Source organism: Streptococcus sp. KHUD_017 (genome assembly GCF_054861245.1).
In genome coordinates this window covers 540,584-556,226 of record NZ_CM142175.1, presented here as the reverse complement: position 1 = coordinate 556,226, position 15,643 = coordinate 540,584, and the positions used below count along the sequence as shown (strand labels likewise).

The 15,643-nt window shown below is 41.6% G+C and carries 14 protein-coding genes and 2 pseudogenes; 9 read left to right on the top strand and 7 right to left on the bottom strand.

Annotated features, from left to right (window positions below):
- Position 1: 1 nt before the first annotated feature.
- The 3 genes from ACVAMZ_RS02740 to ACVAMZ_RS02730 form a co-directional block, all read right to left on the bottom strand.
- Positions 2-760, bottom strand: a complete 759-nt coding sequence (locus ACVAMZ_RS02740) for an ABC transporter ATP-binding protein (RefSeq protein WP_006152604.1) — start codon at positions 758-760, stop codon at positions 2-4.
- A 434-nt stretch (positions 761-1,194) separates the two neighbouring features.
- Entirely contained in the window at positions 1,195-2,169 is a 975-nt protein-coding gene (locus ACVAMZ_RS02735; RefSeq protein ID WP_461684963.1) for a sensor histidine kinase, read from the bottom strand.
- Positions 2,162-2,839 (bottom strand): response regulator transcription factor, encoded by a 678-nt coding sequence (locus ACVAMZ_RS02730; protein WP_000548968.1) that lies wholly within the window; start codon positions 2,837-2,839, stop codon positions 2,162-2,164. The genes ACVAMZ_RS02735 and ACVAMZ_RS02730 overlap by 8 nt, the downstream gene beginning before the upstream one ends.
- A 95-nt stretch (positions 2,840-2,934) precedes the next feature.
- Between ACVAMZ_RS02730 and ACVAMZ_RS02725 the strand changes: the two genes are divergently transcribed.
- Both ACVAMZ_RS02725 and ACVAMZ_RS02720 read left to right on the top strand, forming a co-directional pair.
- Complete coding sequence (locus ACVAMZ_RS02725; protein WP_223333176.1) at positions 2,935-4,011, top strand: DUF2974 domain-containing protein; 1,077 nt, start codon at positions 2,935-2,937, stop codon at positions 4,009-4,011.
- Positions 4,012-4,115: 104 nt separating this feature from the next.
- A complete protein-coding gene (locus ACVAMZ_RS02720; RefSeq protein ID WP_461684962.1) occupies positions 4,116-4,745 on the top strand; it encodes an MBL fold metallo-hydrolase in 630 nt (209 codons plus the stop codon).
- 38 nt (positions 4,746-4,783) lie between these two features.
- On the opposite strand, the gene ACVAMZ_RS02715 is transcribed toward ACVAMZ_RS02720, so the two are convergent.
- Positions 4,784-6,676, bottom strand: a complete 1,893-nt coding sequence (locus ACVAMZ_RS02715; RefSeq protein ID WP_461684961.1) for a M13 family metallopeptidase — start codon at positions 6,674-6,676, stop codon at positions 4,784-4,786.
- A gap of 180 nt (positions 6,677-6,856) precedes the next feature.
- Here ACVAMZ_RS02715 and ACVAMZ_RS02710 point away from each other — a divergent pair, with 180 nt between their 5' ends.
- The 5 genes from ACVAMZ_RS02710 to ACVAMZ_RS02690 all read left to right on the top strand — a co-directional run bounded on the left by ACVAMZ_RS02710 (position 6,857) and on the right by ACVAMZ_RS02690 (position 10,887).
- Positions 6,857-7,579, top strand: a complete 723-nt coding sequence (locus ACVAMZ_RS02710) for a metal ABC transporter ATP-binding protein (protein ID WP_006148892.1) — start codon at positions 6,857-6,859, stop codon at positions 7,577-7,579.
- Positions 7,576-8,424 carry a metal ABC transporter permease gene (locus ACVAMZ_RS02705; RefSeq protein ID WP_006148893.1) on the top strand — a complete coding sequence of 283 codons (849 nt, stop codon included), beginning with the start codon at positions 7,576-7,578 and terminating at the stop codon, positions 8,422-8,424. The genes ACVAMZ_RS02710 and ACVAMZ_RS02705 overlap by 4 nt, the downstream gene beginning before the upstream one ends.
- Before the next feature lie 31 nt (positions 8,425-8,455).
- Complete coding sequence (gene psaA, locus ACVAMZ_RS02700; protein WP_254730474.1) at positions 8,456-9,385, top strand: metal ABC transporter substrate-binding lipoprotein/adhesin PsaA; 930 nt, start codon at positions 8,456-8,458, stop codon at positions 9,383-9,385.
- Between the two features lie 118 nt (positions 9,386-9,503).
- Entirely contained in the window at positions 9,504-9,998 is a 495-nt protein-coding gene (gene tpx, locus ACVAMZ_RS02695; protein ID WP_373114755.1) for a thiol peroxidase, read from the top strand.
- Positions 9,999-10,236: 238 nt separating this feature from the next.
- On the top strand, positions 10,237-10,887 hold the full coding sequence (locus ACVAMZ_RS02690; RefSeq protein WP_461684960.1) for a metal-dependent transcriptional regulator: 651 nt from the start codon (positions 10,237-10,239) through the stop codon (positions 10,885-10,887).
- Between the two features lie 79 nt (positions 10,888-10,966).
- Here ACVAMZ_RS02690 and dtd read toward each other — a convergent pair whose 3' ends face one another.
- The 3 genes and pseudogenes from dtd to ACVAMZ_RS02675 all read right to left on the bottom strand — a co-directional run.
- Positions 10,967-11,410 (bottom strand): D-aminoacyl-tRNA deacylase, encoded by a 444-nt coding sequence (gene dtd, locus ACVAMZ_RS02685; RefSeq protein WP_461684959.1) that lies wholly within the window; start codon positions 11,408-11,410, stop codon positions 10,967-10,969.
- Between the two features lie 30 nt (positions 11,411-11,440).
- Positions 11,441-13,657, bottom strand: a complete 2,217-nt coding sequence (locus ACVAMZ_RS02680; RefSeq protein WP_004251252.1) for a RelA/SpoT family protein — start codon at positions 13,655-13,657, stop codon at positions 11,441-11,443.
- Between the two features lie 143 nt (positions 13,658-13,800).
- Positions 13,801-14,061, bottom strand: a pseudogene (locus ACVAMZ_RS02675) (TOBE domain-containing protein); the annotation flags it as partial.
- Between ACVAMZ_RS02675 and ACVAMZ_RS02670 the strand changes: the two are divergent.
- Both ACVAMZ_RS02670 and ACVAMZ_RS02665 read left to right on the top strand, forming a co-directional pair.
- A pseudogene (locus tag ACVAMZ_RS02670) lies at positions 14,056-15,348 on the top strand (zinc carboxypeptidase); the annotation flags it as partial. The pseudogenes ACVAMZ_RS02675 and ACVAMZ_RS02670 overlap by 6 nt on opposite strands.
- A complete protein-coding gene (locus ACVAMZ_RS02665) occupies positions 15,337-15,615 on the top strand; it encodes an LPXTG cell wall anchor domain-containing protein (protein ID WP_461685169.1) in 279 nt (92 codons plus the stop codon). The pseudogene ACVAMZ_RS02670 and the gene ACVAMZ_RS02665, both read left to right, overlap by 12 nt.
- The last annotated feature ends 28 nt before the right edge of the window (positions 15,616-15,643 follow it).

Genomic DNA, 15,643 nt, shown 5'->3' with positions numbered 1-15,643 from the left:
ACTAGTTCACCTCACTTGCCATAACAGTCAAGGTGTCAGAGATTTCTTGGAACATCTGACGATCCGTCTTTTCACCACGATAGATTTGATTATAGAGAATACCATCCTTAATGAAAAGAACACGTTTTGCACGGCTGGCCGCAGCTGTTGAGTGGGTCACCATGAGAATGGTTTGCCCTTGCTCGTTGATCTGATCAAAGATATCAAGGAGGGCTGCAGATGACTTAGAATCTAGAGCTCCTGTTGGTTCGTCCGCAAGGAGAATTTCTGGTTCTGTGATGATAGCCCGTGCTACTGCTACCCGTTGTTTTTGTCCTCCAGAGATTTCATAAGGGTACTTCTCTTGCAATTGATTGATGCCAAGATTTTCGGCCGTCACGACCAATTTTTTCATCATTTCTGTAATAGGCTTTCTAGACAATACCAAAGGGAGTAAGATATTGTCTTTAACAGAAAGCGTATCTAACAAATTGAAGTCTTGGAAGACAAAGCCTAACTTTTCACGACGGAAGCTTGATGCTTCAGAATTTTTAATGGTAGCTGTGTCAGTTCCATTTAGGAAGACCTGCCCACGCGTTGGCTTGTCAAGCATAGCAAGAATATTGAGTAGAGTAGATTTACCAGATCCAGACTCACCCATGATAGCGACGTAGTCGCCTTTTTCAACGGTAAAGTGAATATCTTTCAGGGCTTCTACTTGGTTGCCTTGAAAGCGAGTTTTATAAATCTTTTGAACGTGTTTTACATCTAATAGTGTCATTTTAACTTCTCCTTTTTAATATCCCATTAATTGAAACTGAGCTTGCATCATTTCGATGCCGATTTGAACTCGCTCGATATCCTTTGGACTCGGCTTACTTGTTTGTTTCTTTTGTAAAATTGTTTTCATGGTTCCTCTCCTTTTTCTTTATGCTCTAAGTTTACTCCAAAAAAAGAGGACGTGCCATAACCTAACCTTACAAAAGAGGCTTTTAATCTTACATTTTTGTAAGATTAAACTATTTTATACTCAATGAAAATCAAAGAGCAAACTAGGAAGCTAGCCGCAGGCTGTACTTGAGTACGGCAAGGCGAAGCTGACGTGGTTTGAATTTGATTTTCGAAGAGTATTATCTGATTGAAGCCTTTTTTCTCACTATATCAAGGTCTAAAGAAGAGCTTGAAAGGTTTCTTCCAAGCTCTTCACAATTTTTTTCATTCAATCAGTAAATTCACTTCAGAGAACTTAATTCTCACCGTTGTTCCTTGCCCAAGCTCGGATTCTATTTGAATCTGATGTCCTAATTCTTGGCTGATTTTCTGGGTTAGATAGAGCCCAAGTCCAGATGACTGCTGGGTCATTCGACCATTATATCCTGAAAATCCACGTTCAAAGACTCGCAACCGATCACTGTTTTTGATACCAATCCCAGTATCTTTGATACAAAGGTCTGAACCATCCATGTAGATTTCAACCCCACCTTCATTTGTGTACTTGAGGCTATTTGACAGGATTTGTTCAATGACTACCAACAGCCATTTTTTATCCGTCACAATCCTTCTGTCCAAGTCATGCAGATTAATACTTAGATCTTTCTGGATAAAGAAAATAGCATATTTGCGAATGACTTCCTTGACCAGATCTTCTATATTTTCTTTCTTCAACACCAAATCGTCATGGAAGCTTTCTAAGCGTAGATATTGGAGTACGAGATTGGTATAGGAATCAATCTTAAAAATTTCCTGCTCCAACTGTTGTTTCAGTTGGCGATCTGCCACCTCGCTTACAAGGAGTTTACTAGCTGCAATTGGTGTTTTTATCTGATGAACCCAGAGTGTATAGTAGTCCACCAAATCATTATAGCGGTTTTCAGCATCTGATTTCTTTTGATAGAGTTCAGATTCGCTTTTCTCTAATTTTTCAGTTAAAAGGACTTCCATTGGTGACTTAGCTTTTCTTTCGCCATAGAGTAATTCCTTACGATAACGTTGCAATTCTATCAAGAAATCAAATATCAAAAACAAAAATGTCAAAAATGTAGATAGAAAGAAGAAATAGTTAAAGTAGGGCCCTTGCTTATCAAACAAGATTTCAAAGAGAAAAAGCAAACCTGTAAGCGATAGAATAAAAGCAAAAAAACGGCTACGCGAACGGATATAAGCTAGAAAAAAACTTTTAATATCAAGCATGTTTCAATCCGTACCCTATTCCTTTCTTGGTTTCGATAAAACCAATCAAACCTTCTTCCTCCAGTTTCTTGCGCAAACGAGCGACATTAACAGATAAGGTATTGTCATCGATAAAAAAGTCACTGTTCCAGAGTTCCCGCATCAAATCATCACGCGCTACGATATTTCCTGCATGTTCAAATAAAACTCGCAAAATCTGAAATTCATTCTTGGTTAGGCTGATAGCTTTGCCATTGACATGCACATCCATAGACTTGGTATTGAGGATAACTCCTGCATATTCTAAAAGACTCTCATCCCTTCCAAATTCATAAGAACGGCGTAATAATCCTTGTACCTTAGCTAAAAGGACCTGCTGGTCAAAAGGCTTGGTCACAAAATCGTCAGCTCCCATATTAATAGCCATCACGATGTCCATAGCCTGATCTCTTGAAGACAGAAACATAATAGGAACTTTGGAAATCTTGCGAATTTCCTGACACCAATGATAACCATTAAAGAGAGGCAATCCAATATCCATCAGGACCAGATGAGGCTCAGACTGAACAAATAACGTCAGAACTTCCATAAAGTCTTCTACCATGACAACTTCAAATCCCCATTCGGAGAGCATTTTCCCAACTTGCTGACGAATAACTGGATCATCTTCTACTAGTAAAATCTTATGCATCTGCTCCTCCTTTTTTAATATTATAGCAAAATTCTCCTGACTACTAGCAAAATTGATGTAAATCTGATATGATAAAAGTTAAGAAAGGAATTCTCATGGCCAATATTTTTGACTATCTAACTGATGTTCAATACGATTCTTTTTATGATATCCCATTAAATGAACTGGATGTACTTGCTCTGACTGAGCTGACTTATCTGTCTTTTGATAACTTACTAGACGAATCAGATAATCGCTTACTAGATGTCGCAACACGTGTTCCTCGTGACATTAACGTGTTGACTAATAAAGAACGTCTGCAACTCTTAGATCAACTCTCCACACACAAGCGTTTTAAAAATAGCAAGCTCTCTAACTTTGTCAACGATATTGATGAAGAACTCCAAAAGCAATTCGCTGCTATGACCTATCGTCTGAACCTAGATACCTATCTGATTGTCTTTCGTGGCACAGACGACAGTATTATTGGTTGGAAAGAAGATTTCCATATGACCTATATGAAGGAAATTCCAGCTCAAAAACATGCTCTCCAGTATTTACAGGACTTTTTTGCTCAACATCCTAACCAAAAGGTGGTCCTAGCAGGACACTCAAAAGGGGGCAATTTAGCTGTCTATGCTGCCAGTCAACTCGACCCACTTTTACAAAAAAACATTGTCGCCGTCTATACTTTTGATGCGCCTGGACTTCACAAGGAACTGACCGAAACAGCTGGCTATCAAAACATGATGGAAAGAACAAAAGTATTTGTCCCACAAGGTTCTATCATCGGGATGATGCTGGAAATCCCTGATAAGAAAATCGTCGTTCGAAGCACTGCTTTAGGCGGTCTTGCCCAGCATGACACCTTTAGTTGGCAGGTTGAAGACAAACACTTTGTCCAACTAGAGGAAATTAGTAGCGAAAGTCTCCAAATCAAAGACACTCTTAAAGAATGGGTGGACAGTGTGCCCGATGAAGAACTAGAGCTCTACTTTGATCTCTTTTTCGGAACCATCCTAGAATCTGGAATCACTTCCATCAATGATTTATCTTCTAGAAATGCTATCGACCATGTTCGACAACTTGTTTCTCAAGCCCAGACACTAGAGCCCGAGCAAGTTGAAATCTTAAAAAATCTGACACAACTCCTACTGGATGCACGTTTCCAAGCCTGGAAAAATCATTTTTAAAAAGTTAAAAGTCCCTTCCTTTATGGAGGGACTTTCTTGTTGATTCCTTATTTTATTCTTCTGTGTTATACTAGAAACTGTAAATCTATGAAAGAGGAAATCCTATGAAAATCCATAAAACTGTGAATCCTGTCGCCTATGAAAATACTTATTATCTTGAAGGGGAGCAACACCTGATTATAGTTGACCCTGGTAGCCATTGGGAGGCTATTCGCAAGACTATCGAAACCATCAACAAACCGGTCTGTGCCATTCTTCTGACCCACACTCACTACGACCATATTATGAGTCTTGACTTGGTCAGAGATACTTATGGAAATCCTCCAGTCTATGTGGCAGAAAGTGAAGCTTCTTGGCTCTATACTCCTGTTGACAACCTTTCAGGTCTCCCTCGACATGACGATATGGCAGATGTCATCTGCAAACCAGCTGAACACACTTATGTCTTTCATGAAGAATACCAGATTGAAGAATTCCGCTTCACAGTCTTACCAACGCCAGGCCACTCTATCGGTGGAGTTTCATTGGTTTTCCCAGATGGACACTTGGTCTTAACGGGAGATGCCCTTTTCCGAGAAACCATTGGTCGGACAGATTTGCCAACTGGTAGTATGGAACAACTCCTTCATAGTGTCCAAACCCAGCTCTTCACCCTTCCAAACTACGATGTCTATCCTGGACATGGTCCGGCTACTACTATCGCCCACGAAAAAACTTTCAATCCATTTTTCTAAAACATAAAAACCAAGGACAATCATCCTTGGTTTTTTGATTACCAAATAATCACACGGTCTTCTGGTGAACGCCACATGCCGTCACCTTCTTTGACATCATAGGTTGTAAAGAAGTCATCAAAGTTTGGCACTTGGACGTTAACACGGAGTTTAGCTGGGGCGTGCACATCAACGCTGGCCATGAGTTTCATCAACTCTGGGCGACCTTTCATACGCCAGATACGAGCAAAGTTATGGAAGAACTCTTCAGCTGAGAAATCTGGCTCTCTCTTAGCAGCTTCTAGTGCTGCAGCGATTCCTCCAAGGTCGGCAACGTTTTCGGACACGGTTAGTTTCCCATTGATTTTTGCACCGTAAGATTCTTGACCATCAAACTGGTCGATAACCTTCTGTGTTTTTTCTTTAAAGGCTGCGTAGTCGCTCTCTGTCCACCAATCCTTGAGGCTACCATTTTCATCAAAGGAAGCTCCATTAGTATCAAAGGCGTGAGAAATTTCATGGGCAATAACCGCACCAATACCACCATAGTTGGCAGAAGATGACTGGTGCAAGTCATAGAATGGAGCCTGCAAGATAGCCGCTGGGAAGACAATCAAGTTCTTTTGTGGATTGTAGTAGGCATTGACCATATGAGCAGGCATTCCCCACTCTTTATAGTCAACTGGCTGATTCCACTTGCTCCAACTGTGCTTGATTTCCACACGCGCAAATGCTAGGGCATTCTCAAAGAGGCTAGCAGATTCATCCACTACCTTATCCTTATAGCGGGCTGGCAATTCTTCTGGATAACCGATATAAGGCTTGATGACATTGAGTTTGACAATGGCTTTTTCTCGTGTTTCAGGAGTCAGCCAGTCATTTTTAGCCAAACGTTCCTTATAAACGTCAATCATGGTCGCCACTTTTTTCTCTACGTCCGCCTTAGCTTCTGGAGAGAATTTTTCGTGGGCATACCAAAGACCGAGGGCTTGTTTGAATGGTCCTTGAGCTAAGTGGTAAGCTGCCTTGCGTTTGTCTTGAGCCTCTGGAACTCCTGAAAGAGCTCGTCCGTAGGCACCTGACAAGATACGAATCTCATCTGTCAAATAGCTCGTTGAAAGATTGACTACACCTAAGATCAAGCCTGCCTTGAGCAAAGGCCAAGCTTCTTCACTATAGAATTGCTCTGCTGCTTGCCAGAAACGTTCTTCATCTACGATAATCTTGTCTGGTGTTTGTCCAATCACCGCTTGGAAAAAATCATCTAAAGGAAGTGCAGGAGCAAACTTTTTGAAATCTTCATAAGAATATGGATGGTAGAGTTTAGCATATTCTGAACTTTCTTCATTAGAGAGGACTACTGCTGCGATACGGCGGTCCAATTCCAATCGTTTCTCTAGCAAGTCTTCGATTTCTTCATCTGAGAAGTTATAGGCTTTGAGGAGATTAGAAGTACTTTCTTTCCAAAGATTCAATAATTCCTCACGCTGAGGATGGTCTTCCGCATAGTAGGTTGTGTCAGGCAAGATAGTTCCTGGAGCACTAGCCCAGAGAACATTGGTTCTAGCATCCATAAAGTCTGGTGATACTCCAAATGGAAGGAAGTTTGGTTTACCAGCTAATTCAAATGCTGCTAGTTTACTTGCGAAATCCGCAAAACTTTCTAAATTCTGGTATTCCTTCAATAAAGGAAGGACTGGTTCAATTCCATCTGCTTCTCGCTTATCGAAATCTCTGACCATACTATGGTACTTGACAAAATTTGCCAAGATAGCATCTTCTGGCACATCTTCTCCTGCCAACCACTTGTCTGTCGTCGTTAGCATCAACTCTTCAATTTCTTCGTCAAGGTCGATAAAACCACCTGTTCTCGATTTATCTGCTGGAATAACAGCAGTCTTTTCCCACTCACCATTTATGGCATCATAAAAATCATCTTGATAACGTGTCATCTTGTTCTCGCTTTCCTATTTTCACTTATTCTTAGCTTAGCAAAAATCCCTGGGGAATGCAATTAAAAATGCCGCCTCCTCCTATTTGATTTCATCATTAATATTTTAAATTTTTACCAAAATTAACTTGACTTAAAAATAAAATTAAGGTATATTAAAATCCAGGAGGAATACAACTGTATGATACGTATCGAAAACCTCAGTGTCTCCTACAAAGAAACGTTGGCACTAAAGGATATTTCACTAGTGCTCCAAGGACCAACGATTACCGGAATCATCGGTCCAAACGGCGCTGGGAAATCAACATTATTAAAAGGTATGCTGGGAATTATCCCACATCAAGGTCAGGCATTTCTCGATGACAAGGAAGTTAAAAAATCCTTACATCGAGTTGCCTATGTCGAGCAAAAAATTCATATTGACTACAACTTTCCCATCAAGGTCAAGGAATGCGTCTCGTTAGGACTATTTCCCTCTATTCCTCTCTTTCGAAGTTTAAATGCTAAACATTGGAAGAAAGTGCAAGAGGCCCTTGAAATCGTCGACCTAGCTGACTACGCTGAACGTCAAATCAGTCAACTGTCTGGAGGTCAGTTCCAGCGGGTCTTGATTGCCAGATGTTTGGTGCAGGAAGCCGACTATATCCTCTTAGATGAACCCTTTGTTGGGATTGACTCAGTCAGTGAGGAAATCATCATGAATACGCTGAGAGATCTGAAAAAAGCTGGGAAGACGGTTCTCATCGTCCACCACGACCTCAGCAAGGTTCCCAACTACTTCGATCAAGTCTTGCTTGTCAATCGAGAAGTGATTGCTTTTGGTCCGACCAAAGAAACCTTTACCCAAGCCAATCTCAAAGAAGCTTACGGTAATCGACTCTTTTTCAATGGAGGTGACCTATGATTGCAGAATTTATCGATGGATTGCAAAAATTCCATTTCTTACAAAATGCCTTGATAACAGCTATTGTTATCGGGGTCGTAGCTGGAGCTGTAGGATGTTTCATCATTCTACGTGGGATGTCACTCATGGGAGATGCCATTTCACATGCTGTCTTACCAGGTGTAGCCCTCTCCTTCATCTTGGGCATTGACTTCTTTATCGGAGCCATTGTCTTTGGACTGCTAGCTGCTATCATCATTACCTACATCAAGGGAAACTCGATTGTCAAAAGCGATACCGCCATCGGCATTACCTTTTCTTCTTTCTTAGCCCTCGGTATCATCTTGATTAGTGTCGCTAAAAGTTCAACTGACCTTTTCCATATCCTTTTTGGTAATATTCTTGCTGTTCAAGATACAGATATGTTTATTACTATGGGTGTAGGGGCAGCCATTCTCTTGTTAATCTGGATTTTCTTCAAGCAACTCTTGATAACGTCCTTTGATGAACTCTTGGCTAAAGCCATGGGAATGCCTGTCAATTTCTATCACTACTTACTCATGGTACTCCTAACTCTCGTGTCTGTGACAGCCATGCAAAGTGTCGGAACTATCCTGATTGTAGCCATGCTGATTACCCCAGCTGCAACTGCTTATCTGTATGCTAATAGCCTGAAAAGTATGATTTTCCTTTCCTCAACCTTTGGAGCTACAGCTTCAGTTTTGGGACTCTTTATCGGCTATAGCTTTAACGTTGCGGCAGGTTCTAGTATCGTGCTTACAGCTGCTAGTTTCTTTCTCATTAGCTTCTTTATCGCTCCAAAACAACGATATTTGAAACTGAAAAATAAACATTTGTTAAAATAAGGGGCAAAGCCCCAATAAATTGGAGGATCTAATGAAAAAATTAGGTACATTACTCGTTCTCTTTCTTTCCGTCATTGCTCTTGTAGCATGTGCTAGTGGAAAAAAAGATGCAGCTTCTGGTCAAAAACTAAAAGTTGTTGCCACAAACTCAATCATCGCTGATATTACTAAAAATATTGCTGGTGACAAGATTGATCTTCACAGTATCGTTCCTGTTGGTCAAGACCCACACGAATACGAACCACTACCTGAAGACGTCAAGAAAACTTCTCAAGCTGATTTGATTTTCTATAACGGTATCAACCTTGAAACAGGTGGAAATGCTTGGTTTACAAAATTGGTAGAAAATGCCAAGAAAACTGAAAACAAAGACTACTTTGCAGTCAGCGAAGGCGTTGATGTTATCTACCTTGAAGGTCAAAACGAAAAAGGCAAAGAAGACCCACACGCTTGGCTCAACCTTGAAAATGGGATCATCTTTGCTAAAAACATCGCAAAACAATTGAGCGCTAAAGACCCTAGCAACAAAGAATTTTACGAAAAAAATCTCAAAGAATATACTGATAAGCTAGACAAACTTGACAAGGAAGCTAAAGCTAAATTCGACAATATTCCTGCTGAGAAAAAACTCATCGTAACCAGTGAAGGATGCTTCAAATACTTCTCTAAAGCCTACGGTGTCCCAAGTGCCTATATTTGGGAAATCAATACTGAAGAAGAAGGAACTCCTGACCAAATCAAGACCTTGGTTGAAAAACTTCGCCAAATGAAAGTCCCATCACTATTTGTTGAGTCCAGTGTCGATGATCGTCCAATGAAGACTGTTTCACAAGACACAAACATCCCAATCTACGCACAAATCTTTACTGACTCTATCGCAGAACAAGGTAAAGAAGGCGACAGCTACTACAACATGATGAAATACAACCTTGACAAGATTGCTGAAGGATTGGCAAAATAAACATTTAAAAAACGTCGTTCTCACGGAATTGGCGTTTTTTTGATTCAAATTCCGGTCAAATTATTGGGAAAATCTGACGTTTCAATGTAAAATGAAAGAAAAAAGATTGGAGTAGCTTATGACTACATTCCTTGGAAATCCTGTGACTTTTACAGGAAAACAACTACAAGTAGGAGACAAGGCTCTTGACTTCTCTCTAACAACAACTGACCTTTCTAAAAAATCACTGGCTGACTTTGAAGGTAAGAAAAAGATTTTGAGTGTTATCCCTTCTATCGATACAGGCATCTGCTCACTTCAGACTCGTCGCTTTAATGAAGAACTGGCTAGCTTGGACAATACTGTAGTCCTAACAGTATCAATGGACCTTCCATTTGCTCAAAAACGCTGGTGTGGTGCTGAAGGAATTGAAAATGCCATCATGCTCTCAGACTACTTCGACCACTCCTTTGGACGCGATTATGCCCTCTTAATCAATGAATGGCATCTGCTTGCTCGAGCCGTTTTTGTTCTCGATACCGACAACACCATCCGCTATGTTGAATACGTAGACAATATCAATAGCGAACCAGACTTTGAAGCCGCTATTGCAGCTGCAAAAGAACTCAACTAAGTCCAGCTCTTGTAGCAATAGAGAGTGGGACAGAAATCGGTAATTCGTTAGAATTCGATTTCGTCGTCCCACCTCCGCACAGTTGAGTAGGGCTGTAAAAGCTGATGAAATCAGCGTAGTAGAGTCCACTCAACCACTGCGTCTTGCTCGACAATCCAAAGAAAATTGAGAGGCTAGGACTTTTGTCCCAGCCTCTTTTTTGGTATACTAGATGGAGATAATAAACAAGGAAATGCGAATGACACCAAATAAAGAAGACTACTTAAAATGTATTTATGAGATTGGCATGGATGTTCCTAAGATTACCAATAAGGAAATTGCTGCTCGAATGCAGGTATCTCCTCCAGCTGTAACCGAAATGATCAAGCGCATGCAGTCCGAAAATCTCATCTTAAAAGACAAGAAAAAAGGATACTTATTGACTGATATTGGTTTAAAACTTGTATCTGAACTCTATCGCAAACACCGTTTGATTGAGGTTTTTCTGGTGCACCATCTAGACTATACCAGCGACCAAATTCATGAGGAAGCCGAGGTATTAGAACATACCGTTTCAGACTTTTTTGTGGAAAGATTAGAAAGTATGCTCGGCTTTCCAAAGACCTGCCCTCATGGTGGTACCATTCCTGCTAAGGGAGAACTTTTGGTTGAAATCAATAACTTGCCACTAGCAGAAACCAAAGAAGCTGGAACCTATCTCCTGACTCGCGTTCACGATAGTTTTGATCTCCTAAAATATCTGGAAAAACATGACATCAATATCGGAGACAAACTCCAAGTTCAACAGTTTGATGATTTCTCTAATACCTTTACTTTGATTCACAACAATGAAGAACTCTTGGTAAGTCTAGAAATCGCCAAACAACTCTATGTTGAAAAAATGAACTGACCCCCCCTTATCCCTATAAGCTTTGTCTTTTAGGGATTTTATAGATAAACAAAAACCAAGCTAACAAGCTTGGTTTTTCTTATCTATTTTTTGTATCAAGGATGATGGTTACCGGCCCATCATTGACCAGTTCTACCTGCATATCTGCTCCGAAAACACCTGTTTCAACAGGAACCTCTTTGGCTAGTCCCTGGTTAAAATCTTGATAGAAGGCCTCAGCCATATCTGGTTTAGCGGCGCCTGTAAAGGCTGGACGATTGCCTTTTTTGGTATCGGCAAACAGAGTGAATTGAGAGATGGAGAGGATTTCTCCTTGGATATCCTTGACAGATAGGTTCATCTTGCCTTCGTCATCTGAAAAGATCCGCATATTGACCAGTTTTCTGACTGCATACTCCAAATCCTCTTGCTGATCCTCAGGTCCAACACCCACTAGGAGCAAGAGGCCTTGTTTGATTTGAGCATGAATCTGCCCCTCAATAGAAACCTGAGCTTGCTTGACTCGCTGAACGATGATTTTCATAGAAATCCTTTCTGACTGTATCGATCATACTTAACCATTGGTCCGTTTGACTGAGTAGACTTCAGGTACACTCTTAATCTTATCAACCACCGTTGTCAACATTGAAAGGTTAGAAATTCCAAAGGATACATGGATATTGGCAAATTTCATATCCTTGGTCGGTTGGGCATTAACTGAAGAAATATTCTTAGTTGTATTTGATAGGACTTGCAAGATATCATTCAAAAGACCAGAACGGTTGAGTCCATAGATATCGATATGAGCCATATATTCCTTGGTTGAGAATTGGTCTTCCCATTCGACATCTAGCAGACGTTGCTCATAGTTTTCCTGTGAACGAAGGTTCATACAGTCCACACGGTGGATGGCAACTCCGCGACCTTTGGTAATATAACCAACGATATCATCTCCTGGAACAGGGTTACAACATTTGGCAATCCGGACCAAGAGCCCAGAAGCACCTTGGATGACAACTCCACCCTCATGCTTCACCTTAAGCGTGTCCTTGTTCTCTACCTTGACTTCGCCACCCTTGACCAGTTCTTCTGCTTCTGCCTTAGCCTTGGCACGTTCTTCTTCACGACGTTCTTTTTCCGTCAAACGGTTGAAGACGGTAATGGCTCCGATTTCTCCAAAACCAATGGCTGCAAAAAGGGCTTCTTCTGTCTTGTAGCTGGTTTTTTGAAGGACTTCATCCATGTGGCGCTTGTCCATAAATTTATTGGCCACATAGCCGTTTTCTTGGAGCTGACTAATCAGCATTTCACGGCCTTTATTGATGGACAATTCTTTATCTTGGTTTTTAAAGAATTGACGAATTTTGTTGCGAGCCTTACTGGTCTTAACCATGTTGAGCCAGTCGCGGCTTGGTCCAAATGAATTTGGATTGGTGATGATTTCAACCTGGTCCCCTGTTTTCAGCTTGGTAGTCAAGGGTACCATACGGCCATTGACCTTGGCACCAGTTGCTTTTTCCCCGATCTTGGTATGAATCTCATAGGCAAAGTCAATCGGTCCCGAATCCTTTGGAAGAGAACGAACCGCCCCATCTGGAGTAAAGACATAAATCTCTTCTGCCAGATAGTTTTCTTTGACAGTATCTACAAATTCCTTGGCATCATCCGCCTGGTCTTGGAGCTCCATCATCTCCTTGATCCAGTTCATCCCAATCGCAGATTCTTTACTATTAACTTGGCCTTTCATTCCTTTTTTGTAGGCCCAGTGAGCCGCAACCCCGTACTCAGCAACCTCGTGCATTTCCTTGGTACGAATCTGGAACTCAATCGGCCCTTTTGGTCCATAAACAGTCGTATGGATAGACTGGTAACCATTGGCCTTACGATTGGCAATATAATCCTTGAAACGTCCTGGCATTGGTTTCCATAGCTCATGCACATAACCCAACATGGCATAGACATCACTCTGAGTATCTAGGATACAGCGAATGGCAATCAGGTCATAAATCTCCTCAAAGCGTTTTTTCTTGTCCTGCATTTTACGGTAAATAGAGTAGATATGCTTAGGACGGCCATAGATTTTTCCTGTAAGATTGCGCTCAGATGAATACTCCTCGAGTTTCGTCACAACTTCATCGACCAAGGCTTCACGTTCTTGACGTTTCTCCTTCATCATGTGAGTTATCTTGTAAAACTCTGTCGGATTGAGGTAACGGAAGGATAGATCTTCTAATTCCCACTTCACACTTGAAATCCCCAGACGGTGAGCAAGTGGTGCGTAGATTTCCATGGTTTCTCGGGAAATACGCTCTTGCTTGTCCTTACGAAGATGCGTGAGGGTACGCATATTGTGCAGGCGGTCAGAGAGCTTGACCAAGATAACGCGGATATCCTCTGACATGGCCATAAGCATCTTGCGGTGATTCTCAGCCAACTGCTCTTCTATAGACTTGTATTCGACCTTACCAAGCTTGGTAACACCGTCTACAATCACTCGAACATCATGGCCAAACTCGCGCTCTAAATCATCCAAAGTAGCATCTGTGTCTTCTACCACGTCATGCAAAAAACCACAGGCAACAGTGACAGCGTCCAACTTGAGCTTAGCCAAGATACCTGCTACCTGGATAGGGTGGATAATGTAAGGCTCGCCTGATTTACGATATTGGCCACTGTGGCACTCTACAGCATAAACCAAGGCCTTATGGACAAAAGCCACATCTTCTTTCGATAAATATTTTTGCGTTAAAGCGACGACTTCATCGCCAGAATAAATTACTTCTTTTGGCATGCATACTCTCCAGTTCTTCCTACCATTTTAACACTTTTTAGTCAATAAGAAAACTAGTAAAGTCTCCTTCTATCCGAGTTTCTAAACTTTATAAAAAACACTACTAGAAAAACTCTAGTAGTGTTGTTTTATTCAAATCTATCTTAGTAAACTGTCTTTTCAGTTTCTACATCGAAGAAGTGAGCTTTGTTCAAGTCAAATCCAAGTTCCACAGTTGCACCAGCTTGCAAGTAGTCACGTGCGTCAACCTTAGCAACGAATTCATCTTTACCAACTTGGCAGTATAGGTGAGATTCTGAACCAAGCAATTCTGATACAGAGATAGTTGCTTTCACAACTGATTCTGGGAATGTTTCAAGGAAAGCAGGTTCTGCGTTCACGTCTTCTGGACGGATACCGAAGATCCAAAAGCCGAAAATGAACTGGTCGGCCCAAATGGAGAAATCGTTGGACGTGTGAAAAATGGTCGTCCGAAATTCTTCCCAGACTACTACGTCATCCCAATGAGCCTCGACAAAGACAACGATGCCCAAGAAGCCTTCAATATGATCGACTACTTCAAACGCAATGGTGTCCTCGTCAAGGAACTCAAAGAAGATATTGGCAACTATAAAAAAGGGGACTTAGTCATTGACATGGCCCAAGCCAAACGTGGCTATGCTAACCACATTCTCTACAAGGGTTCCAACGAATCTGCCTGGGCTGCTATGTACGCAGAGTTGCTGGTAAACTTCCCAGATATGAGAGGGTTCAAGTCCGAACCTGTCTTTGCGGATGGTCTTTTCAACGGAAAATTAGGAGAAGTCACCACCACCCGCGCCACTCGTACCTCTGAGATCGATCCAAAAGCTCCTTACTATGTGATCGCAAATACCTCAGCCAGTGCCGTTAAAGCTGTCAACCAGGCTATTGCACAAGGAAAATCTGTCTACCTAACAGATGATGGCTACATCGTTGACCGCGATACCTTTGCTTCGCTCCTACCAAACTATGCCATTTATGGTGATGCCCTCTACAAGGTGCCTAGTGGCCCAACCTTGAAACCGATGAAGGTCTACTCTCCAAACTACCACTATAATTGGGCTGGAGTAGATGCGCCTGCTCATACTAGTTTGGTCCTTGAAAAATTAGGCTTCCAAATCGTCAATACGCCAGAAGAAGCGGATGTTGTTATTTTGGAAAGCAATCGCTTTGACGCTTCCATTTTTGGCAAGAAACCAACCCTTGTCATTGGCGGGGAAGCCATGCAAAAATTGGAAAAATTGGGAGTTCTTACAGGATTTGACGCTGAAAAACTAAAAGGCGGTAGTGACTACGAAGGCTTGATGAAAGCGATCATTGATGATCAGGATCCATTGACCAGCGGATACAAGAAGAATACCCTCTTCTACTCCAACTCAGGAAACTGGATTGAAAAGGTTCCAGAGCATTTCAAGACCTTGATGAGCATCGCTCCAAGCGATTATTATATTGCAGGTTGGTGGCCACATAACGATGTTCTGGCTAACAAAGTCATGGCCATCTCTGGAGAACTGATGGGACAACCACTCTTTGTCTATGCAGGAAATCCAACCAACCGTCAACACCCTGTCCACTTCTTCCGCTGGGTAACCAATGCGATCTTTGGCAGCAAGTTGGCAAGCTTGATGGATTACGTTCCAGCTAAAGAACCAGATCAAGTGGTAGTTCCAATTCATAACCAAACAAGCAATCCACAGCCAATCTTGGCCAAGAAGGACACTCCTAAAGTGCTCCTTCCACAAAAAGAAACAACTGTGGAAAATGGAGAAAGCGTGCAAGCTTTGACTTACCAAGTAGGACAAAGCTTCCAAGAAAGTCCAGCTAAGGCACAATTGCCACAAACTGGAGAAGACACAACCGCACACTTCATTCTTTCAGGCTTCTTGTTAGCCGTTAGCGGAGGCTTCCTCCTCTTGAAAAAGAAAGAAGTTGAGTAAGTTCCAGGTTTAGACTTGGATGACACGA